The sequence below is a fragment of the Lujinxingia vulgaris genome (genome assembly GCF_007997015.1).
In the GTDB taxonomy this organism is placed as follows: Bacteria; Myxococcota_A; Bradymonadia; order Bradymonadales; family Bradymonadaceae; genus Lujinxingia; species Lujinxingia vulgaris.
In genome coordinates this window covers 1-535 of sequence record NZ_VOSM01000100.1, presented here as the reverse complement: position 1 = coordinate 535, position 535 = coordinate 1, and the positions used below count along the sequence as shown (strand labels likewise).

The 535-nt window shown below is 59.4% G+C and carries 1 protein-coding gene; it reads right to left on the bottom strand.

The genetic code is table 11. From position 1 onward, the window contains the following. Positions 1-73: 73 nt before the first annotated feature. Entirely contained in the window at positions 74-502 is a 429-nt protein-coding gene (locus tag FRC98_RS21085; RefSeq protein ID WP_146983527.1) for a nuclear transport factor 2 family protein, read from the bottom strand. Positions 503-535: the final 33 nt, after the last annotated feature.

Genomic DNA, 535 nt, shown 5'->3' with positions numbered 1-535 from the left:
TAGACAGAGAGGCAGTACGCCGGGTGTTCGACCGAGGCCAACATCCGCGGCGCACTGCCGCAACAGGGTTCGGTTAGAACATTCCGTGACCGTTGACGGGGCTGACCGCGGCCGTGATGGGCTGAAGAACATCCCAGTGCTCGAGGGCAACGCCGTCGGCATCCATCTTCCAAATGTCGACGCCTGCCACGCCCAGGTCGTCAGCGTCATCGTTGTACAGGTTGAGGAAGTTGACGTGTGCCCACACCCAGTCGCCAGAAGCAATGATGCGGTGGATGACGACGCGCGCGTTCTGGCGCTGAGCCGTCAGCGCGGCGAAGGTAGCACCGAGTCCGGCAGCGCCATCCGGCAGCAGCGGGTTGTGCTGAATGTATTCGTCGGCGACGAGCTTGTTTGCCGCCTCAACCGAGTTCTTCTGGTTGATGGCTTGCTCATAGAAGTCGATGAGGTTGTTCTTGTTACGAACGGCACGCTCGTCGGTGGGGTCTACTGCTTCAATCATGATCTGTTTCCTTTTCTATGGGTGGGATGGGTT

Excerpts from the sequence above, each read along its gene's own strand:
- FRC98_RS21085 (WP_146983527.1), bottom strand. The coding sequence starts at position 502 with ATGATTGAAGCAGTAGACCCCACCGACGAGCGTGCCGTTCGTAACAAG.